Source organism: Mesorhizobium sp. INR15, assembly GCF_015500075.1.
In the GTDB taxonomy this organism is placed as follows: domain Bacteria; phylum Pseudomonadota; class Alphaproteobacteria; order Rhizobiales; family Rhizobiaceae; genus Mesorhizobium.
This window is the reverse complement of the sequence record NZ_CP045496.1, coordinates 2519212-2537189: the sequence shown is the minus strand read 5'-3', so window position 1 is coordinate 2537189 and position 17978 is coordinate 2519212. Positions and strand designations below refer to the sequence as shown.

Genomic DNA, 17978 nt, shown 5'->3' with positions numbered 1-17978 from the left:
TGCCCAAGAAACAAGCATCTATTTTGCAACACACGCATGCAAAAAGACGTAGGCTGTGGTCTAACCCATCTCCAGAGCCAATAGGACCAGCAAAATCAACGAAACGAAGCGCCACGCAGCACAATTGTCACTGCGGAATCGCAAATCGCGACAGGTTTTTGCCTCGAAATGTCCGAACTACGCAATGACGTGGAAACGGGCAGCAGGCGTACATTTTTACAGCAACCAGCCAGGACGCACCCAATGCGGACATTTTCGGCGATCGTCGGCAGCGCGGCTTTCTTCATCGCGGCCCCTGGCGTGGTTGCCGGGCTGATCCCCTGGCTGTTGACGGAACACTGGGGCTTGCCATGGTCGAGCCTGCCCGGATTCGTCCCGGGCGGCTGGCTTTTGATCGTCGTCGCAATCGCGGCGCTGCTCCACGCTTTCGGGCGCTTCGCACTGGAAGTGCCTCGGCACGCCTGCCCCGGTCGCGCCGACCGAGCGACTCGTCATCGGCGGCATCTACCGCCATGTGCGCAACCCGATGTATGTCGCCGTGCTGTCGATCATTCTCGGCCAGGCGCTGCTGTTTTCAAGCTGGACGCTTGCCGCCTATGCCGTCATCGGTGCGGTCGCGATGGGATCCTTCGTGCGCTTCTACGAGGAGCCGACACTCGCACGCCGCTATGGCGCCGAATACAACACCTACCGCCGCAACGTGCCTGGCTGGCTGCCGAGATTGACACCCTGGCGTGAGTGAGAGCTGGACTGCACCCTCTCTGGGTATGTTGAGAAGCCATCGTTCGCAGGCCGGCCTCACCTGAATGTCGACATACCCTAGAAGGACCAGCTGCGCGCCTTGGCAATGATGAAGTCGCGGAACACGTGCAGCTTGGCCTGGTTCTTCATCGCATCCGGATAGGCGAAGTAGGTGTCGAAGGAAGGCACCTCGGTCTCCGGCAAAAGCTGCACGAGGCCTGAGTCCTTGCTGATGACGTAGTCGGGCAGCATGGCAATGCCGGCGCCCCCCTGAACCGCGCGCTTGATCGACAGGATGTCATTGATCTGCAGCGTCGGCACTCTTTGCCCGCCGTCGAAATCACCAACCGTTTCCAGCCAGTTCAGCTCCGACAGATGTGAAGGCACCGGCACGCCGAAGGTGACGATGCGATGGCTTTTCAGCTCGGCGACCGAGTTCGGCTTGCCGTGCTTGGCGACATAGGCGGGCGAGGCATAGAGGTGGAAATGGACGGTGAACAGGCGGCGCTGGATCAGGTCAGGCTGCTGCGGCTGGCGCAGCCTGATGGCGCAGTCAGCCTGGCGCATGGTGAGGTCGAGCTCCTCATTGGCCAGGATCAGTTGCAGGCTGATTTCGGGGTAGAGCTCGATGAACTCCTGCACCCGCTCGGTCAGCCAGCCGGCGCCGAGGCCGACCGTGGTGGTGACGCGCAGCACGCCTGACGGCCGGTCCTTGGTCTCGGTCAGCTTCGACTTGATGGTCTCGAGCTTCATCAGCACGTCATGCGCCGTGCGGAACAGCATCTCGCCCTGTTCGGTCAGCACCAGCCCACGCGCATGGCGATTGAACAGCGGCACGCCGACATCATGCTCGAGCGCGCTGACCTGCCGCGAGATCGCCGATTGCGACAGATGCAAGGTCTCGGCCGCATGGGTAAACGACCCCGCCTCCGCCGCGGCGTGAAATACGCGTAGCTTGTCCCAGTCCAACGCCATGATTCCCCTCGTTCTGTTTTTGGCGTCTGAATGAAAAATCAGGCTTTTACACGGCGTTTCTCAGCCGTTTTTTGAAGTCTCTATTCCGCCGCTTCGCGGTGCACTTCGATGCCGGCCAGGTATTTTTCCGCTTCCAGTGCCGCCATGCAGCCGAGCCCGGCCGCCGTCACCGCCTGGCGGTAGATATCGTCGGTCACATCGCCGGCGGCGAACACGCCGGGCACGTCGGTACGGGTTGAATCCGGTGCGGTCCAGAGATAGCCGTTCGGCTTCTGCTTCAGCTTGCCGGCGAACAGTTCGACGGCCGGCGCATGGCCGATCGCCACGAACACGCCGTCGACCTTGAGATGCGTCTCGGCACCGGTTACCGCGTGCTTGAGTTTCAGCCCTTCCACCGATGGCGGCAGCGGCGTCTTGCCGGGACGGCCAGTGATCTCGTCGACGATCGTGTCCCAGATGACGCGGACATTGTCCTTCTTCAGCAACCGCTCACGCAGGATACGCTCGGCACGGAAATCGCCACGCCGGTGAATAACCGTCACGCTCTTGGCGAGGTTCGACAGATAGAGCGCCTCTTCGACCGCCGAATTGCCGCCGCCGATCACCGCGACATCCTTGCCGCGATAGAAGAAGCCGTCGCAGGTGGCGCAGGCCGAGACGCCGAAGCCCATGAAGGTCTGCTCGGTCGGAATGCCCAGCCACTTCGCTTGCGCGCCGGTGGCGATGATCAGGGCGTCGGCGGTGTAGGTGGCGCCGGAATCGCCCTTGGCGCGGAACGGCCGCACATTGAGATCGACCTCGGTGATGATGTCATTGATGATGTCGGTGCCGACATGCTCGGCCTGCTTCAGCATCTGTTCCATCAGCCAAGGGCCCTGGATCGGGTCGGCGAAACCTGGATAGTTTTCAACATCGGTGGTGATCATCAGCTGCCCGCCTTGCTGCAGGCCGGCAACCAGCATCGGCTTCAGCATGGCGCGGGCGGCATACACCGCCGCCGTATAGCCGGCGGGGCCGGAACCGATGATCAGGACGGGAGCATGCTTGGTGGTCATATAAAACCTCGGCTGGATAGCCAGCGATTGTGCCGTGAGATGGTGTCTGATGTCGCGCGTAATGTAAGTGTTGCGAAGCATGCCAGCAAGGCAATCGGCCCGTCGTCCCCGGAAAGCTTCAGCGCCTCTGTCTATTCGTTGGCGAGCGGCTTTTGTTACCACCTCAAAATCGTGCCCAGCAGGGCTGGCATAGACTCAAAAGTCGTTTAATTACAAAATCACGAAAGATTCTTTCGCCGATCCGAGACCGCCATGCCCCTGAAAGCCGACCTCGACGCCATCGACTGGAAAATCCTGCGCGAGCTTCAAGCGGACGGGCGCATGACCAATGTCGAATTGTCGAACCGCGTCGGCATCTCGGCGCCGCCATGCCTGCGCCGCGTCAAGCGGCTGGAGGAAACAGGCATCATCCGCGGCTACCGGGCCCTGCTCAACGCGCCCTCGCTTGGGCTCGACGTCGTCGCCTTCTGCCTGATCGGCCTGCACCACCAGGCCGACGCGGAGCTGCGTACCTTCGCCGAGCGCACGCGCGGCTGGCCGATCGTGCGCGACGCCTGGATGGTCTCGGGCGAGTCCGATTTCCTGCTGCATTGCGTGGCAAGCGACCTCGGTGCCTTCCAGACCTTCGTCATCGAGGACCTGACCTCGACACCCAATGTCGACACGGTGCGCACCGCACTGACCATCCGTCGGGTCAAGGACGAAGGACTTGTGGCGTTCAGCGCATCGTAGGCAGCAAGCATGTCAGCCGTCTGCCACCAGTCTTCGGGCGACTCTTGCTGGATTATACTGATTCTGATATAAAAACTCAGGATATGCCATGAAGGAGCTGAAATTCGTCGGTGACAGTTTGGAGCGTATTAGGGACTTCCCGTTCGGCGCTCGCAAGGAGATCGGGGTCCAGTTGCATATGGTGCAGCAAGGCCTTGAGCCCGACGATTGGAAGCCGATGACGGGTGTAGCGCAAGGGGTGCGGGAAATTCGTATCCGCGATGAAGCCGGAGCGTTCCGAGTGATCTATATCGTGAATATTGAAGACGCCGTCTACGTATTGCATGCCTTCCAAAAAAAGACGCAGCAAACAGCCAAGCGAGATTTGGACCTGGCTGTTGCTCGGCTAAAACAGATTTAGAGAGGCAGAACCTATGGAAATTCAGACCTTCGCCAATGTGTGGGATGCGTTGGAGGATACTCCTGAGGAAGCCGCTCACATGACGATACGGTCAAATCTCCTCATTGCTATCGGACAGCGTGTGAAAGGCTGGAACGTCACTCAGTCCGAGGCCGCGCGACGGCTCGGAACGACGCAACCCAGACTCAATGACTTGCTCCGGGGCCGGATCACGAATTTCAGCTTGGAGGCCCTGATTACCCTTGCTGGGAAGGCAGGGCTAGCCGTTCGACTCGACATCGCCGACGCTGCTTGAGCGGCGCTGTCGCAACCATTCAAAGACCTTCGATAGCTGCGTCGCAACTAACCTTGCAACATCTCGATCAAGACAACCAAATCGTCCAGATCATTCCGATCATTCAGCGGCGAGACCCTGAAACCGGCTTCATCGGACAAATTGCCGTCAACCAGCCAGCCATGCGCCAAGCCAGCGCGGCGGCCCGCCTCCATATCAGCCGGCTTGTCGCCGACGATCAGCGAGCGCGGAAGATCGATGCCGAGACGCTTGGCTGCCTCAACCAGCATGCCTGGATTGGGTTTGCGCATGGGGTGGTCGGCAATCGCCAGCGGCCCCGCGCCGGCTTCGTGATAAGCGCAGGCGAGAACCATGTCGACGAAGGCGTTCTGGTTTCTCAACAGGTCGAGCACGCGGCCGTTGACGGCGGAGAAATCACCCCAGCCGAAATAGCCGCGCGCAATGCCGGACTGGTTGGTGACGACGACAACCGGAATCCCGGCGCGGTTGGCGGCCTCGATGGCGGGCGCGATGTTGTCGCGCAGTCCGATCATGGCGGGATCATCGGGGTAACCGGTATCGATATTGATGGTGCCGTCGCGGTCGAGGAACAGCGCCGGGCTTGCCCCAGGGAAAACCCTGTCGCCGATCCGCTCGACCCATAGGCCCGGCTCGGCCAGCGGATACGCGCCCGAGATCCCTGCCCTGTCAGCCATCGCTGAGGCGCGCTTCCACCACCTCGCACAGATAGTGGTAGAGGCACAGATGTCCCTGCTGGATGATCGGCGTCGAAGTCGAGGGCACGTTGAGCAGGATATCGGTCAGCGGCTTCAGCTTGCCGCCGGTGTCGCCGGTCAGGCTGATCACCGTCATGTCCATCATCCGCGCCTGTTCGGCTGCGGCAAGGATGCTGGGCGAATTGCCACTGGTCGAGATGGCCAAAAGCACGCCGCCGGCCGAGCCATGCGCCTCGACTTGGCGCGAAAACACCGTGTCGAAGCCGTAGTCATTGCCCCAGGCGGTCAGCACCGCGGCATTGGCTGGCAACGCGATGACATTGTATGCCTTGCGCTCCTTGAGAAAGCGGCCGACCAGTTCACCGGCTATGTGGATGGCGTCGCTGGCCGAGCCGCCATTGCCGCAGATCAGCAGCGCCTTGCCCGACGAAAGCGCGGTGACGACGGCGCTTGCCGCGCGTTCCATCTCGGCGGTCAGGTCACGCTCGACCGTCGCCATAATCGCGGCCGCCGAGCGGACCATGTAGTCGTTCAGTTCGGACATGAAAACCTCAGTTTGTGTTGCCGCCGGCACGCAATTTGCCGATGGTTCCAGTCGTACTCTTGCCGGCGACGAGATCGACGAGCACCACGCGCCCGCCGGCCTTTTGCACGACATCGGCGCCAACCACGGTCTCGACCGTGTAATCCGCGCCCTTGACCAGGATGTCGGGCAGCAGCGCTGCGATTAGTGCCAGCGGCGTATCCTCATCGAAGACCACCACCGCATCGACCGAGGCCAATGCAGCGAGCACGCAGGCGCGGTCATGCTGATCATTGACCGGACGGCTGGGGCCCTTGAGCCGGCGCACCGAGGCATCGCTGTTGAGGCCGAGCACCAGCCGGTCGCACTGGCTGCGCGCCGCGTGCAGCAGGCTGACATGGCCGGCGTGCAGGATGTCAAAACAGCCATTGGTGAAGCCGACGCTCAGCCCCTCATCCTTCCACGCCGCCACCAGCCGTGCCGCGGCGGTCGCGTCGAGAATGGCATCCTTGTGGACGGTCGGGCCGTGCGAGCGGAACAACGCGCCGCTCAACTCCTCGACAGTCAGCCGCGCCGTACCGCGTTTGCCCACAACCACGCCGCCAGCGGCGTTGGCGAGCGAGGCCGCCGCCGTGCGATCCGTGCCAACCGCCAGGGCCAGCGCGAAAGTCGCGATCACCGTGTCACCGGCGCCCGAAACGTCGAACACTTCGCGTGCCTGCGTCGCGATATGGCTGACGTCGTCGGCGCTGACGACGCTCATGCCCTTTTCGCTGCGCGTCGCCACGACAAAATCGAAACCATGCGCCGCGATCTGCTGCCGCGCCGCCGCGACGATCTCGTCATCGGCGAACACCGCGTGGCCAACGGCCTCGCCGAGTTCCTTGCGGTTGGGCGTGATCGCCGTTGCGCCGGCATAGCGCGCGTATTCGCGGCCCTTCGGGTCAACCAGCACCGGCTTGCCCGCCTCGCGGCAGATCGCGATCAGTTCAGCGGCGACCCCGTCGAGAAGGACGCCCTTGCCGTAGTCGGAGAGAATGACGATGTCGGCGCGCGAAAGCGCCGCCTGGAAATGCCGGATCAGCGTTGCCCGTTCCGCGGCGCCGAGCGGCTTGATCTCTTCCTCGTCGAAACGCAGCACCTGCTGGTTGAGCGCGCTGAAGCGGCTCTTTGACGAGGTCATGCGGCCGCGCTCCTGCGCGAGACCCGATGTGTCGGCGCCGAGTTCACCCAGCATCCGCACCAGCGTGTCGCCGGCTGGGTCCGTACCGATCACCGAGACCGGAATGGCGGATGCGCCGAGCGAAACGATGTTTGCGACGACATTGCCGGCGCCGCCCATCGCCGAGATTTCGCCGCGCCCATGCAGCACGGGGATCGGCGCTTCCGGCGAAATCCTCTCGATGACGCCGTTGACGAAACGGTCGAGAATGAGATCGCCGACCACCAGCACGGTGGCGCCGCCAAACCGCGCAATAGCGCGGTGCAAGGGTTCTGGAGAAGGCGGATTGTGCTTCATCATCTCATCTGCAACGCGTGGGGAAAGCCGATCTCAGATAGGTTGAAACGCCCGATTTGCGAGGGCCAGCCGGTCATGGGCAAGCCGATATACCGCAATTTGACCCAGCGCAACGCCGGGCCCAGGGCGAACAGGTCAGGTTTTCTGCAAGGCAACGTGGACACCGAGCCCGACCAGCAGCGCGCCGCCGGCACGCTGCATCACGCGCTGCGCGCGGCTCGAGCGCCGCAGCCTGCCGATGATGGCACCGGCCAGGAAGACGCAGACGACATCCGCGAAGGAGAACATCAGGTTGACGATGGTGCCCAGCAACACGAACTGCAGCCACACCGGGAAGGCCGCCGAGGCATCGATGAACTGTGGCAGGAACGCCATGAAGAAGATCGCCGTCTTGGGGTTGAGCACTTCCACCGTGATGCTCTCGAAAAAGGCGCGGCGCGCCGATTTCCGATCGATCTCGGGCAGTGCCATATCGCCCCCTGCCCGCCTGCGGAACAGGGCAATGCCTAGCCATATCAGATAGAGCGCGCCGACGAGCTTGACCGCCATGTAGAGCGGCGGCACGGCGTGGAACAGGACTGACAGGCCGGCGGCGGCGGCGAAGACATGCACATAACCGCCCAGGTGGATACCGAGCACCGCCGTCAGGCCGGACCAGCGGCCGCGCGCCATCGTCTGCGCGGCGGCGTAGAGCATGGCCGGTCCCGGGATATAGGCGAAGATCGCCGTGGTGGCGAAAAACGCGATCAACAGTTCGGTCGAAGGCATTGTCCTGGTCCCTCAAGATCGGCTGGGCGGCTATGACCGACTGAAGCAGGCGCTTTGCGGCCTCACCGTGGCATTCGCGGCTCCGCTCCTCGTCAGCTTTATCGACAGCCCATCAAGGCTCCCTTATAAGGACCGGAATCGGAAGCAACCAGAGGCCTTCATGATCATCGTCACGGGCGGCGCCGGCATGATCGGCTCCAACATCGTCGCCGCGCTCAATGCCGAGGGTCACAGCGACATCCTGGTCGTTGATGATCTCACCGACGGCCACAAGATCACCAATCTCGCTGATCTCAGCATCGCCGATTATCTCGACAAGGACGATTTCCTGGCCACGCTCGAGGCCGGCGGGCTAGGCCGCATCGAGGCGGTCTTCCACCAGGGCGCCTGCTCGACCACCACCGAGTGGAACGGCAAGTTCATGATGGAGGTGAACTATGCCTGGTCGAAGCGGCTGCTGCATCAGTGCCTGGCGCTGCGTGTCCCCTTCCTCTACGCCTCCTCGGCTTCCGTCTATGGCGGCGGTTCCGAGTTTCGCGAGGAGCCGGACTGCGAGCGGCCGCTCAACGTCTATGCCTATTCGAAGAAGCTGTTCGACGACTATGTCCGCCGCACCGTCTTCGATACCGATCATTCGCCGGTGGCGGGCCTGCGCTATTTCAATGTCTATGGCCCGCGCGAGGCGCACAAAGGCACCATGGCCTCGGTCGCCTTCCATCTGTTCAACCAGGTTGAACGCGGCGAGAACCCGAAACTGTTCGGCGCCTATGATGGTTTCGGACCCGGCGAGCAGAGCCGCGACTTCATCCATGTCGGTGACGCCGCCGACGTCAATCTGTGGCTGTGGAAGCGTGGCCTGAGCGGCATCTTCAACTGCGGCACCGGCCGCGCCCAGCCGTTTCGCGCCATTGCCGAAACGGTGATCGACACGTTGGGAAAAGGCGAGATCGAGTTCATCGAATTCCCGGATCACCTCAAGGGTAACTACCAGAGTTTTACGCAAGCTGATATGTCCCGGTTGCGTGCAGCCGGATACAATGGCCAATTCAAGACAGTGGAAACCGGCGTCAGAGACTATGTCGAATGGCTGAGAGCCCAACGATCCTCGTGATCGGCCCACGCTGGGTGGGCGACATGGTCATGGCGCAGTGCCTGTTTTCGGCGCTGAAGGAATTGCATCCGAACGCCGCGATCGATGTGCTGGCGCCGGCCTGGGCCGCGCCGCTGGTCAAGCGCATGCCCGAACTCCGCCAGCAGATCGATTTTCCGCTCAAGCCCGGCGCGCTCGAATTCACCATCCGCCGCCGTTTCGGCCGATTGCTGCGCGGCCGCTACGACAGGGCCTATATCCTGCCGGGCAGCTGGAAATCGGCGCTGATCCCGTTCTTTGCCCGCATTCCGCGCCGTTTCGGCAATCTGCGCGAAATGCGCTATGGCCTGCTCACCGACATCGTGCCCCTGCCCGGCAGCGTCAAACGGCGTACCGCTCAAGCCTATTTCGGCCTCGCTCAGGGCGGCACATTCCGCGCGCCCCGGCTCTCGGTCGACGCTGGCAACCAGGCCGCGCTGCTGAGCCGGTTTGGGCTTGAGCCGGAGAAGTTCATCGCACTCATGCCCGGCGCCGAGTTCGGCCCGGCCAAGCGCTGGCCAAGCGAACATTATGCCGGGCTTGCCCGCGGCTTCATGGCCAAGGGTTTCCGGGTCGCGCTGTTCGGCTCAAAAAACGACCGCGACGTGACGGCCGAGATCGCGTCGCTTGCATCCGGTGTTGTCGACCTCGCCGGCCAGACGCGGCTGGAAGACGCCATCGACCTGATCGCCGCCGCCAGGCTCGCGGTGTCGAACGACAGCGGGCTGATGCATGTCGCGGCGGCTGTCGGCACGCCGGTCGTTGCCGTCTATGGCTCGACGTCGCCGGAAAACACCCCGCCCCTGGCCGAGCATCGCGAATTGGTCTGGCTCAACCTGTCCTGCTCGCCTTGCCATGAGAAGGTCTGTCCGCTCGGCCACCTCAACTGCCTGAAGACGCTTGAAGTCAGCCAGGTCGCGGCGGCGGCGGAGCGCCTGCTGGAAGTCCCGGCCGCCGTATGAAAGTGCTCATCGTCAAGACGTCCTCGATGGGCGATGTCATCCACACGTTTCCCGCACTCGAGGACGCGCGCCGCGCGCGGCCCGATATCGCCTTCGACTGGTGCGTGGAAGAAGCCTTCGCCGGCATTGTCGCGCTGCATCCGGCAATTAGAGGGATTCACACGGTCGCGATCCGGCGCTGGCGCAAGTCGCTGCTGGACAAGAACACCTGGCGCGAGGCAGCGCACCTGCGCTCGGCCTTGCGCGGCTGCCGCTACGACCTGGTGATCGATGCGCAAGGCTTGCTGAAATCGGCGCTGGTGGCAAAGCAGGCTTCAGCACCCATTTCCGGTTTCGACAAGGCCAGTGCCCGCGAACCATCAGCCACACTGTTTTACAACCACCGCTACGCCGTGCCACGCAACCTGCACGCCATCGAGCGGACACGGCGATTGTTCGGGCTGGCGCTCGGCTATCAGCCCGACCTTTCCGAACTCGGCTCGGGCATCGTGCCGCCGTCCGGCGACTGGGCGGGCATCGACGGCAAGACCGCTTTCCTGCTGCATGGCACCAGCCGCGAAGACAAGAAATGGCCGGTCGAAGACTGGATAAAGACCGCGCAAATGATCGTGGCGTGGGGCATGACGCCGGTCACCACCTGGTCGAACGCGCCTGAGCGGGCCGTGGCCGAGGCGATCGCCAAAGCCGAGCCACGGACAATGGTGGTGCCGAAATCGCCGCTTGCCGGCATTGCCGCCATTCTCGGCCGATCGACCCTGGTGATTGGCGCCGACACCGGCCTTACTCACCTCGCCAGCGCCTTCGGCCTGCCGACGGTTGCGGTGTTCCTCGCAACCGAACCCGGTCTCACCGGGCCACGCGGGCCATTTTCATCGACGCTGCTGGCTGCTTCCGGTGGTCGCGTGACGCCGGCCGAGGTGATGGCGGAGGCGGAAAGGCTGCTGGCGCTTAGCCGCGCGAATATCAGTAAAGATTGAATTTCAATCTGAAGGTCGGCGCTGCCCCTCATCGCCCTGCCGGGCACTTCTCCCCGTAAGTGACGGGGAGAAGGAAGCCTTCACCGATGATTTCGCCACTCATGAACGTTGCAGAAAATAGAGCCTATGTTGCGGCCAGCCTCTTCTCCCCGTCTCTATACGGGGAGAAGATGGCAGCAGCCAGATGAGGGGCGGCGCGGCGTTTCGGATTGATAGCCTGCGCCTTCGATGCCTAAATAAACTGCACCTGGACGATCTCATACCCCCTGGCGCCGCCAGGAGCGTTGACCTCGATGGCGTCGCCGACTGCCTTGCCGATCAACGCGCGGGCGATCGGCGAAGAGATTGAGATACGGCCTGACTTCACGTCTGCTTCCTGGTCGCCGACGATCCGGTAGGTTTTCTTCTCCTCGGTATCCTCATCGACCAGCACCACGGTGGCGCCGAACTTGATCTTGTCGCCGCTGAGCTTCGAGACATCGATGACCTCGGCCCGCGCGATGTAATCCTCCAGCTCGTTGACGCGGCCCTCATTCAGGCTCTGCGACTCCTTCGCGGCGTGATACTCGGCATTTTCGGACAGGTCGCCATGCGAGCGCGCTTCGGAGATCGCCTCGATGATGCGCGGCCGCTCTTCCTGCTGGCGCCAGCGCAGTTCTTCCTTCAATGACGCGAACCCTTCGCCTGTCATCGGGACCTTGTTCATAATGCCTGACCTTTCCTGCCGCCACCCCCGCGTTTCGGGGAAAGCCTTGTCGATGGGTACAAAAAGAAAACGGTCCGGAAGCCTCGGGCTAACGGAACCGTTTCACCGAAATTTGCCCTAATATAGCAATGTCGCCGGGTTTTTCACGCCAAAAAATCGGTTTTGGAAAAATCATCCGCTGTTTTCGCAAATGCCGCTGCGGCACTTCCGATCGAAGGGCGGCGGCAACAAAAAACCGGCCGCGATTGCTCGCGGCCGGTTTTGAAGAGCGTTGCGAGCAGAGTTAGCTCCGCATGAAATGATCGATCTGCTCCGACAGCATGCCGTACTCGCGCGAACCCTTGCCGGTGCGCTTCTCGATTTCCGACAACTGCTGCTGGGCGCCGGCCAGATCGCCGATCTGCAGATGCGCTTCGCCGAGATATTCGCGCACCAGCGTGTAGTTGGGGTCGATGCGCAGCGCTTCCTCGTAATAGCCGAGACCGACGGTGACACGGCCCGAATGGCGGTGCGAATAGCCTAGATAATTGAGAATGCGCGGATCCTGCTTGTTGGCGGCAAGGCTGAGCACGGCGATCGCCTCGTCATAGCGCCCGGCCAGTGCCAGCGCATGGCCGGCATCATAGATGCTGTCATCGTCCAGCATGCCTTCCTGCGGTGCGACGCACTTTTTCTTCTTCTTGTCCCAGACCTCGCCCTTCTTGCACTGGGTTACGGTCTGGTCGGTGCCAGAACTGTCGCCGCCGGCAGCGAACACCGGAACCGCAAAGAACTGCAGCGCCACAAGCGCGGTCGCCGCCTGGATAAGCAATCTTTTATGCATCGAGGCCTCCTTCAGGGTGAGAATGCAACACTAACGCCATGCTGCGGCCATTTCATCCCAGAAAAAGCAATGCCATCGAACATGACGTGACGGACGCTGCAAATCCGCTATCATCCGTCTAACGGAAGGACGGAGCCCACGGAGACGGCCAGTGCAGCGGCGCCTTGAAAAGGAATGGGAGCTTTCGATCGGTCCCGATACCGTGCGCCTGTTCATCCTCAAGGCCAAGGGATTGAGCGCCGCCGTCAATGAGGATTATGCCGATGGCGCCGAGCATGAGGTCGAGCTCGATGCCGAAGCGCATGTCAACCATCACCACGACGGCCTGGCCGAGGAAAGCTCCGAAAATCTGGCCGAAGTGGAGTTGCGCGAGCTGATCAACGATCTCAACGTCGACGAAGCAGCTGAACTCGTGGCCTTGGCCTGGGTCGGCCGTGGCGACTACGACGCGGCGGAATGGACCGACGCCCTGACGGCGGCACGCGAGCGCGCCAACAAACGGACGGCAAAATATCTGCTCGGCATGCCGCTGCTGGCCGACTGGCTGGAGGAAGGGCTGGAAGCGATCGGCGCGTAACGGCGCGGTTACCGTTCGTGATCGGGCCAAGGCAACCTCCAGGCGTCGGCGCCGTTGACGGCCATGACGTCGTTTGTCTTTTCGAGAATGTGCAAGATGGCGATGGTCATGACCGTTGGCGCCTTGTTCGTTGATCCAGCCGCCGCCAAACATCGATACCGGCACCATACGCCGCTGACACGGATAGAGCAGCCACTCTCGTCGCGCGTTGACCAGCCGCTGAAGCCGAGAGGCGCGAAGCGGTTGAAACACCGGCGCGCGCAGCAACCCGCCTCGAACCCGGCCCCACAGAAAACGCAGGATTCCGTGCCGCCGCCCGCCATTGTTCCGGTGCCGGAGCAGCGTCCAGCGGGCGCTCCGATAGTCGAAGAAACCCCGAAGACGGAAGAGCAGAAGACGCAAGGCTCGAAGACCGGCGGAGCGTCTGATCGGTTCAATGAAGAAAAGGCCCGCGAAAAAAGGCAGGCGCGCCCCGAACCATCGGCCCCCAAACCATCGGCCGATACGGAAAACGAACCCGAGCCCGCCAATACGGAAAACGAGCCGGAGCCGCCGGCAGTGGTACCAACACCAACACCAAGGCCTGATGTCCCAGAGCCTGCTATCCAAGGTCCTCCTATCCCCGCGCCCGAGGTTCAGCCGCCTGCTGTCGCCCCACAGCCTCCGCCAAAGCCGGCGGACGCGGGCGACAAGAAGATGCTGCCCGATCCCCGTTCGGCCGATCTGCCGGCCGACAAGATGCCTGCGGAGGAAGTCGCTTGCCGTGAGCGGCTGAAGACGCTCGGCGTCGAATTCGAAGAGCACAAGGCGGAGAGCAATCCCGACATCGGTTGCTCGATTCCCTACCCAATCGTCGTGAAGACGCTCGGCAAATCCATTGCCATCGGCTCCGGCACCGAGTTGAACTGCCAGATGGCGGAAGCCGCCGCGCGCTTTGCCGCCGATGTCATCCAGCCGGCGGCCAAGGCCGAATTCGGCGCCGATCTGAAGTCGATCAGCCAGGCTTCGGCCTTCGTCTGCCGGCCGCGCCACGGCACCAGAAAACTCTCGGAACATGCATTCGGCAACGCGCTCGACATTGCCAGCTTCACGCTTTCGGACGGCAAGAAGATCGAGGTCGGCCCGACCCCGCCGGAGAAAGAAGGCAAGTTCCTCAATGCCGTTCGCAACGCCGCCTGCGGGCCGTTCAAGACCGTGCTTGGCCCCGGCGCTGACCCGGATCACGAATTGCACTTCCACCTGGATCTTGAACCGAGGCGCCATGGCGGAACGTTCTGCCAGTGAGGCCCGCCGCATTTCGGCCTCAGGCGTGAACGCCGGCGCTGAGTTTTCCTTTACCCTTGATCGTTAAAATGCCGGATATCCAGGAACGGGATTCCGCCAATGGCCGCGACAATTCGCGCCGCATTGAAGGCCGCGCGCCAATCGAAACGCATGCGCGTCGCTGCCGCTGGGCTGACGGCCACGCTTGCCATTGCCTCCATCTCGGCCTGCAACACCGGCAATGTGCTGTCGCTGGAGCCGGCTGTCGATGTCGGCTCGCAAACGGCGGCCGTGCCACAATATACCGGCATGCAGAAGCTGGTTCCGTCCAACCCCTACATGACCGCCGCCTATCCGCGCATGGACGAGCCGATGTCGCCGGCCGAACAGATGCCGGCCAGCGAGACCGACTGCCGCCAGCAATTGAAGCGCCTCGGAGTCACCTACACCGATGTTACGCCAATCCATGAAGGCCAGTGCGGCATCGACTATCCGGTCAAGGTCTCGGCCATCGGCAGCATCGAGATGAAGCCCGCCGCCACGCTGACCTGCGACATGGCCGCCACTTTCGCTGGCTGGACGAAGAACGAACTCGTTCCTTCCGCGCGCTGGCGTTATTTCTCCGGTGTCAAGACCATCCACCAGGGTTCGAGCTATTCCTGCCGCAACATCGCCGGTGAGGGCGTGCTGTCGGAACACGGCAAGGGCAACGCGCTCGACGTGATGAGCATCGAACTCAACAACGGCGACGACATCGACGTGCGCAAGCCCGGCCTGTTCGCCTTCCGCACGCGAGGCTTCCTCAACAATGTGCGCGCCGACGGCTGCCAGTATTTCACCACGGTGCTTGGCCCCGGCTACAATTACGACCACCGCAACCATTTCCACTTCGACATCAAGAACCGCAAGAACGGCTATCGCGCCTGCCGCTGACCGTGTCGGCCCTTTGCCGAGGGCCTGATACGAGGCTTATCATGCGCGCGGAATCGAGCCGCATTGATGAGCAAACCAAGCCTCCGACGACGCGTCACCATCTGGCTGGCGGCCTTGCTCGCCGCCTATCTGGCGTTGGCCTATTTCGCCGCGCCGGAATTCTGGACCTTTCGCGATCGCGGATTTCGTTCACAGCGCTTCGAGATGGTGACGCACACGCCGCAAGGCATTCAAGGTGATCCGATCAACATCGGTCTTGTCGGCACGGAAAAAGAGGTGGTCCACGCCTTCGCCGTCGCCGGCTGGGACACCGCCGACGCGGTGACCCTGAAGACGGCGATCGAGATCGGCGAAAGCGTGCTGTTCAACCACCCCTATCCGGACGCGCCGGTCAGCCGGCTGCTGTTTGAAGGCCGCGCCCAGGATCTCGCTTTCGAAAAACCGGTCGGCGGCAGCGCCGACCGGCGTCACCATGTCCGCTTCTGGCGGACCGATGCGGCCGGCGACAATGGCCGGCCGCTGTGGCTGGGCTCCGCCAGCTTCGATCGTGGCGTCGGCCTGAGCCATGACACCGGCGCCATCACCCATCACATCGGCCCCGACATCGACGCCGAGCGCGATACCGTAATTCAGGACCTGACCGCCGCCGGCATGCTGATCTCGACCAGCGACATCGCCGGCATCGGCGCCACCCGCGCCGGGCGCAATGGCGGCGGCGATCCCTATTTCACCGATGGCAAGGCCGTGGTCGGCATCCTGAAGCCGTAGAGCCAGAAATCAGGCCGTGGTGATGACGATCTTGCCGAACGGCCCCTTCTCCAGATGCTGCATGGCAGGAAAGACGTCATCGAAGCCATAGACCTTGTCTATGACCGGCTTGATGGCCAGCGCCTCGATCGCCTGATTCATCCGCTCGAAGGCGCGGCGATGGCCAACCGACAGGCCTTGCACGACAATGCGGTTGCGCATGAACGGCATGATCGGAAAGCTGAGTTCCATCGAGCCCAGCAGGCCGATGATCGACAGCCGGCCATCGGCGGCAAGTGCATTCAACGACTGGCGCGCATTGTCGCCGCCGACCATTTCCAGAACATGGTTGACGCCCATGCCGTCGGTCAACTCGCGCGCCGCCTCGTCCCAGGCCGGCTGCGTGCGATAATTGATCACTTGCCAGGCGCCGAGCGCTTTCGCCCGCGCGAGCTTGTCGTCACTGCTCGAAGTGACAATGGCGCGCAGGCCGAAAGCCCTGGCGAACTGCAGCGCAAACAGCGACACACCGCCAGTGCCTTGAATGAGAATGGTCTGGCCCGGCACCGGCCGGGTCGCCTCGGCCATGGCGAACCAGGCGGTGAGCGCGGCTATCGGCAGCGTCGCCGCCTCGATATCGCTGAGCGATGGCGGCGCCAACACCGCGGCATCCTCGCCGAACACGACATGGTCCGAAAGCATGCCCGACAGCGTCGAGCCCAGCGTGTGCTTGTGCAGCACCGGCGGGGCGTCGCCATCCGGCCAGTCGGCAATCACCTGGCCAAGCACCCGCTGGCCGACCTGGAAACGGCTGACCGCATTGCCGACAGCCACCACTTCGCCGACCGCGTCGGATGTCGGCACGAAAGGAAAGGCAAGGTCTGGGATCAGCACGCCATCGACGACCATCTTGTCCTTGTAATTGAGCGATACGGCCTTGGTCCGCACAAGCAGGTCGTTCGGCCCGGGCACGGGAACCTTGCCCTTCACCTGGCTTAGCCTGGAAAGGCCAAAGCCGCTCATTTGCCAGGACCTGTTGATGTCAGTGCTCATGTCTTTTCGCGCTCCGTGATTGATGTCACGCGAGACATTTATGCCATTTGACTATGGAAAATAGTGCTTCTATGCGGCATATTATGCAACTGATTGAGGATTATGATTCTACAATAGGAAACCGGGATGGAATCAGTTGACCTGCAAGGCATCGTCGCATTCGTCCAGGCTGTGGAGGCCGGCAGCTTCACCGGTGCCGGCGAACGCATGCATGTGACGAAGTCGGCGGTCGGCAAGTCGATTGCCCAGCTTGAGCAGCGGCTTGGCGTGCGCCTGCTCAACCGCACCACCCGCAGTCTCAGCCCGACCAGCGAAGGCATCAGCTATTATGAAGCGTGTGTCAGGGCGCTGGCAGAGATCGAAACAGCACAGTCACTGCTCGCCGCGCGCCGGCAGGTTCCCTCCGGCCGGCTTCGGATCGATGTGCCGCTGGCCTTCGGCCGCCGCTGCGTCGCCCCCGTGTTGTTCGATATCTCCAAGAACTTTCCGGACCTGACGGTGGAGATTTCCTTCAACGACCGCCGCGTCGACCTGATTGAGGAAGGCATCGACCTGGCGATCCGCATGGGCGAACTCGACGACAGCCTGTCGCTCGCCGCGCGGCGCATCTATGCCCAGCGCTCGGCCATCTGTGCGGCCCCCGCCTATCTCGAGCGGCATGGCAGGCCACGCAAAGTCGAGGATCTCGCCGCGCACAGCGTCATCGGCTATGGCCGTGAGGGCGTCATCCGCCCCTGGACGATAAAGCATCCAGACGGTCACCTCGTGACATTCGTACCCAAGGCACGGCTCGTTCTCGGCCACGGCGAACCGATGCTGGATGCCGCCCTTGCCGGCTGCGGCATCTCCTTTCTGCCGACCTGGCTGGCCGCCGACAGTCTGCGAAGCGGCGACCTCGAAATGGTGCTGTCGGACTGCCTGGTCGAACACATCGTCGTGCATGCCGTCTGGCCAGTGACACGCGCATTGACGCCGAAAGTGCGGGTCGTGGTCGATGCGCTGGTCACGCATTTTTCAGCGCCGGCCTGGGACGCCGAATGAGCGATGATCACGTCATTGTCTAAAAAACATGGCGGGCTATTTT

General features: G+C 62.7%; 20 protein-coding genes and 1 pseudogene. 12 read left to right on the top strand and 9 right to left on the bottom strand.

What is annotated here, in order from left to right:
• Positions 1-243: 243 nt before the first annotated feature.
• Positions 244-742: pseudogene (locus GA829_RS12370) on the top strand (methyltransferase family protein).
• A gap of 77 nt (positions 743-819) precedes the next feature.
• On the opposite strand, the gene GA829_RS12365 reads toward GA829_RS12370, so the two are convergent.
• Together GA829_RS12365 and trxB are read right to left on the bottom strand one after the other, a co-directional pair.
• A complete protein-coding gene (locus GA829_RS12365) occupies positions 820-1716 on the bottom strand; it encodes a LysR family transcriptional regulator (RefSeq protein ID WP_195178777.1) in 897 nt (298 codons plus the stop codon).
• Positions 1717-1796: 80 nt separating this feature from the next.
• Positions 1797-2771 carry a thioredoxin-disulfide reductase gene (gene trxB, locus GA829_RS12360; protein ID WP_195178776.1) on the bottom strand — a complete coding sequence of 325 codons (975 nt, stop codon included), beginning with the start codon at positions 2769-2771 and terminating at the stop codon, positions 1797-1799.
• A 252-nt stretch (positions 2772-3023) separates the two neighbouring features.
• On the opposite strand from trxB, the gene GA829_RS12355 reads away from it, so the two are divergent.
• From GA829_RS12355 to GA829_RS12345, 3 genes are all read left to right on the top strand, one after another.
• Positions 3024-3503 (top strand): Lrp/AsnC family transcriptional regulator, encoded by a 480-nt coding sequence (locus tag GA829_RS12355; protein WP_195178775.1) that lies wholly within the window; start codon positions 3024-3026, stop codon positions 3501-3503.
• An 88-nt stretch (positions 3504-3591) separates the two neighbouring features.
• A complete protein-coding gene (locus GA829_RS12350) occupies positions 3592-3903 on the top strand; it encodes a type II toxin-antitoxin system RelE/ParE family toxin (RefSeq protein WP_195178774.1) in 312 nt (103 codons plus the stop codon).
• Between the two features lie 13 nt (positions 3904-3916).
• A complete protein-coding gene (locus GA829_RS12345) occupies positions 3917-4198 on the top strand; it encodes a helix-turn-helix domain-containing protein (RefSeq protein ID WP_195178773.1) in 282 nt (93 codons plus the stop codon).
• Between the two features lie 47 nt (positions 4199-4245).
• On the opposite strand, the gene GA829_RS12340 is transcribed toward GA829_RS12345, so the two are convergent.
• The 4 genes from GA829_RS12340 to GA829_RS12325 form a co-directional block, all read right to left on the bottom strand.
• On the bottom strand, positions 4246-4893 hold the full coding sequence (locus GA829_RS12340) for a D-glycero-alpha-D-manno-heptose-1,7-bisphosphate 7-phosphatase (protein WP_195178772.1): 648 nt from the start codon (positions 4891-4893) through the stop codon (positions 4246-4248).
• Complete coding sequence (locus GA829_RS12335; RefSeq protein WP_195178771.1) at positions 4886-5458, bottom strand: D-sedoheptulose-7-phosphate isomerase; 573 nt, start codon at positions 5456-5458, stop codon at positions 4886-4888. Before GA829_RS12335 ends, GA829_RS12340 begins: the two co-directional genes overlap by 8 nt.
• A 7-nt stretch (positions 5459-5465) precedes the next feature.
• Positions 5466-6959, bottom strand: coding sequence for a D-glycero-beta-D-manno-heptose-7-phosphate kinase (gene rfaE1 / locus GA829_RS12330; protein ID WP_195178770.1), 1494 nt, complete (start codon positions 6957-6959; stop codon positions 5466-5468).
• Between the two features lie 132 nt (positions 6960-7091).
• Positions 7092-7724: a LysE family translocator gene (locus GA829_RS12325; protein WP_195178769.1), complete on the bottom strand. Its 633-nt coding sequence runs from the start codon at positions 7722-7724 to the stop codon at positions 7092-7094.
• Between the two features lie 160 nt (positions 7725-7884).
• Between GA829_RS12325 and rfaD the strand changes: the two genes are divergently transcribed.
• Genes rfaD through waaC form a run of 3 tightly spaced genes read left to right on the top strand, consistent with a single transcriptional unit; the run spans position 7885 to position 10792 of the window.
• Positions 7885-8835, top strand: a complete 951-nt coding sequence (rfaD, locus tag GA829_RS12320) for an ADP-glyceromanno-heptose 6-epimerase (RefSeq protein ID WP_195178768.1) — start codon at positions 7885-7887, stop codon at positions 8833-8835.
• Entirely contained in the window at positions 8808-9815 is a 1008-nt protein-coding gene (gene waaF, locus GA829_RS12315) for a lipopolysaccharide heptosyltransferase II (protein ID WP_195178767.1), read from the top strand. Before rfaD ends, waaF begins: the two co-directional genes overlap by 28 nt.
• Positions 9812-10792, top strand: coding sequence for a lipopolysaccharide heptosyltransferase I (gene waaC, locus GA829_RS12310; RefSeq protein ID WP_195178766.1), 981 nt, complete (start codon positions 9812-9814; stop codon positions 10790-10792). Before waaF ends, waaC begins: the two co-directional genes overlap by 4 nt.
• Positions 10793-11024: 232 nt before the next feature.
• Here waaC and greA read toward each other — a convergent pair whose 3' ends face one another.
• The gene (greA, locus tag GA829_RS12305; RefSeq protein WP_195178765.1) at positions 11025-11498 is read right to left on the bottom strand and encodes a transcription elongation factor GreA; all 474 of its coding nucleotides are present in this window, start codon (positions 11496-11498) and stop codon (positions 11025-11027) included.
• 283 nt (positions 11499-11781) lie between these two features.
• Positions 11782-12321 (bottom strand): tetratricopeptide repeat protein, encoded by a 540-nt coding sequence (locus GA829_RS12300; RefSeq protein ID WP_195178764.1) that lies wholly within the window; start codon positions 12319-12321, stop codon positions 11782-11784.
• Between the two features lie 151 nt (positions 12322-12472).
• On the opposite strand from GA829_RS12300, the gene GA829_RS12295 reads away from it, so the two are divergent.
• The 4 genes from GA829_RS12295 to GA829_RS12280 all read left to right on the top strand — a co-directional run bounded on the left by GA829_RS12295 (position 12473) and on the right by GA829_RS12280 (position 15862).
• Positions 12473-12898, top strand: a complete 426-nt coding sequence (locus GA829_RS12295; protein ID WP_195178763.1) for a DUF3775 domain-containing protein — start codon at positions 12473-12475, stop codon at positions 12896-12898.
• 696 nt (positions 12899-13594) lie between these two features.
• On the top strand, positions 13595-14182 hold the full coding sequence (locus GA829_RS36610; RefSeq protein ID WP_258052257.1) for an extensin-like domain-containing protein: 588 nt from the start codon (positions 13595-13597) through the stop codon (positions 14180-14182).
• A 99-nt stretch (positions 14183-14281) separates the two neighbouring features.
• Positions 14282-15094 (top strand): extensin-like domain-containing protein, encoded by an 813-nt coding sequence (locus tag GA829_RS12285; RefSeq protein WP_195178762.1) that lies wholly within the window; start codon positions 14282-14284, stop codon positions 15092-15094.
• A gap of 66 nt (positions 15095-15160) precedes the next feature.
• Positions 15161-15862, top strand: coding sequence for an LssY C-terminal domain-containing protein (locus GA829_RS12280; RefSeq protein WP_195178761.1), 702 nt, complete (start codon positions 15161-15163; stop codon positions 15860-15862).
• A gap of 9 nt (positions 15863-15871) precedes the next feature.
• Here GA829_RS12280 and GA829_RS12275 read toward each other — a convergent pair whose 3' ends face one another.
• Positions 15872-16894: a zinc-dependent alcohol dehydrogenase family protein gene (locus tag GA829_RS12275; protein WP_195178760.1), complete on the bottom strand. Its 1023-nt coding sequence runs from the start codon at positions 16892-16894 to the stop codon at positions 15872-15874.
• Between the two features lie 126 nt (positions 16895-17020).
• Here GA829_RS12275 and GA829_RS12270 point away from each other — a divergent pair, with 126 nt between their 5' ends.
• On the top strand, positions 17021-17935 hold the full coding sequence (locus GA829_RS12270) for a LysR family transcriptional regulator (protein WP_195178759.1): 915 nt from the start codon (positions 17021-17023) through the stop codon (positions 17933-17935).
• Positions 17936-17978 lie beyond the last annotated feature (43 nt).

What these genes read in the sequence shown, in the direction of transcription:
- GA829_RS12365 (WP_195178777.1), bottom strand. Translation starts at nt 1,716, where the DNA reads ATGGCGTTGGACTGGGACAAGCTACGCGTATTTCACGCCGCGGCGGAG.
- trxB (WP_195178776.1), bottom strand. Translation starts at nt 2,771, where the DNA reads ATGACCACCAAGCATGCTCCCGTCCTGATCATCGGTTCCGGCCCCGCC.
- GA829_RS12355 (WP_195178775.1), top strand. Translation starts at nt 3,024, where the DNA reads ATGCCCCTGAAAGCCGACCTCGACGCCATCGACTGGAAAATCCTGCGC.
- GA829_RS12350 (WP_195178774.1), top strand. Translation starts at nt 3,592, where the DNA reads ATGAAGGAGCTGAAATTCGTCGGTGACAGTTTGGAGCGTATTAGGGAC.
- GA829_RS12345 (WP_195178773.1), top strand. Translation starts at nt 3,917, where the DNA reads ATGGAAATTCAGACCTTCGCCAATGTGTGGGATGCGTTGGAGGATACT.
- GA829_RS12340 (WP_195178772.1), bottom strand. Translation starts at nt 4,893, where the DNA reads ATGGCTGACAGGGCAGGGATCTCGGGCGCGTATCCGCTGGCCGAGCCG.
- GA829_RS12335 (WP_195178771.1), bottom strand. Translation starts at nt 5,458, where the DNA reads ATGTCCGAACTGAACGACTACATGGTCCGCTCGGCGGCCGCGATTATG.
- rfaE1 (WP_195178770.1), bottom strand. Translation starts at nt 6,959, where the DNA reads ATGATGAAGCACAATCCGCCTTCTCCAGAACCCTTGCACCGCGCTATT.
- GA829_RS12325 (WP_195178769.1), bottom strand. Translation starts at nt 7,724, where the DNA reads ATGCCTTCGACCGAACTGTTGATCGCGTTTTTCGCCACCACGGCGATC.
- rfaD (WP_195178768.1), top strand. Translation starts at nt 7,885, where the DNA reads ATGATCATCGTCACGGGCGGCGCCGGCATGATCGGCTCCAACATCGTC.
- waaF (WP_195178767.1), top strand. Translation starts at nt 8,808, where the DNA reads ATGGCTGAGAGCCCAACGATCCTCGTGATCGGCCCACGCTGGGTGGGC.
- waaC (WP_195178766.1), top strand. Translation starts at nt 9,812, where the DNA reads ATGAAAGTGCTCATCGTCAAGACGTCCTCGATGGGCGATGTCATCCAC.
- greA (WP_195178765.1), bottom strand. Translation starts at nt 11,498, where the DNA reads ATGAACAAGGTCCCGATGACAGGCGAAGGGTTCGCGTCATTGAAGGAA.
- GA829_RS12300 (WP_195178764.1), bottom strand. Translation starts at nt 12,321, where the DNA reads ATGCATAAAAGATTGCTTATCCAGGCGGCGACCGCGCTTGTGGCGCTG.
- GA829_RS36610 (WP_258052257.1), top strand. Translation starts at nt 13,595, where the DNA reads ATGCTGCCCGATCCCCGTTCGGCCGATCTGCCGGCCGACAAGATGCCT.
- GA829_RS12285 (WP_195178762.1), top strand. Translation starts at nt 14,282, where the DNA reads ATGGCCGCGACAATTCGCGCCGCATTGAAGGCCGCGCGCCAATCGAAA.
- GA829_RS12280 (WP_195178761.1), top strand. Translation starts at nt 15,161, where the DNA reads ATGAGCAAACCAAGCCTCCGACGACGCGTCACCATCTGGCTGGCGGCC.
- GA829_RS12275 (WP_195178760.1), bottom strand. Translation starts at nt 16,894, where the DNA reads ATGAGCACTGACATCAACAGGTCCTGGCAAATGAGCGGCTTTGGCCTT.
- GA829_RS12270 (WP_195178759.1), top strand. Translation starts at nt 17,021, where the DNA reads ATGGAATCAGTTGACCTGCAAGGCATCGTCGCATTCGTCCAGGCTGTG.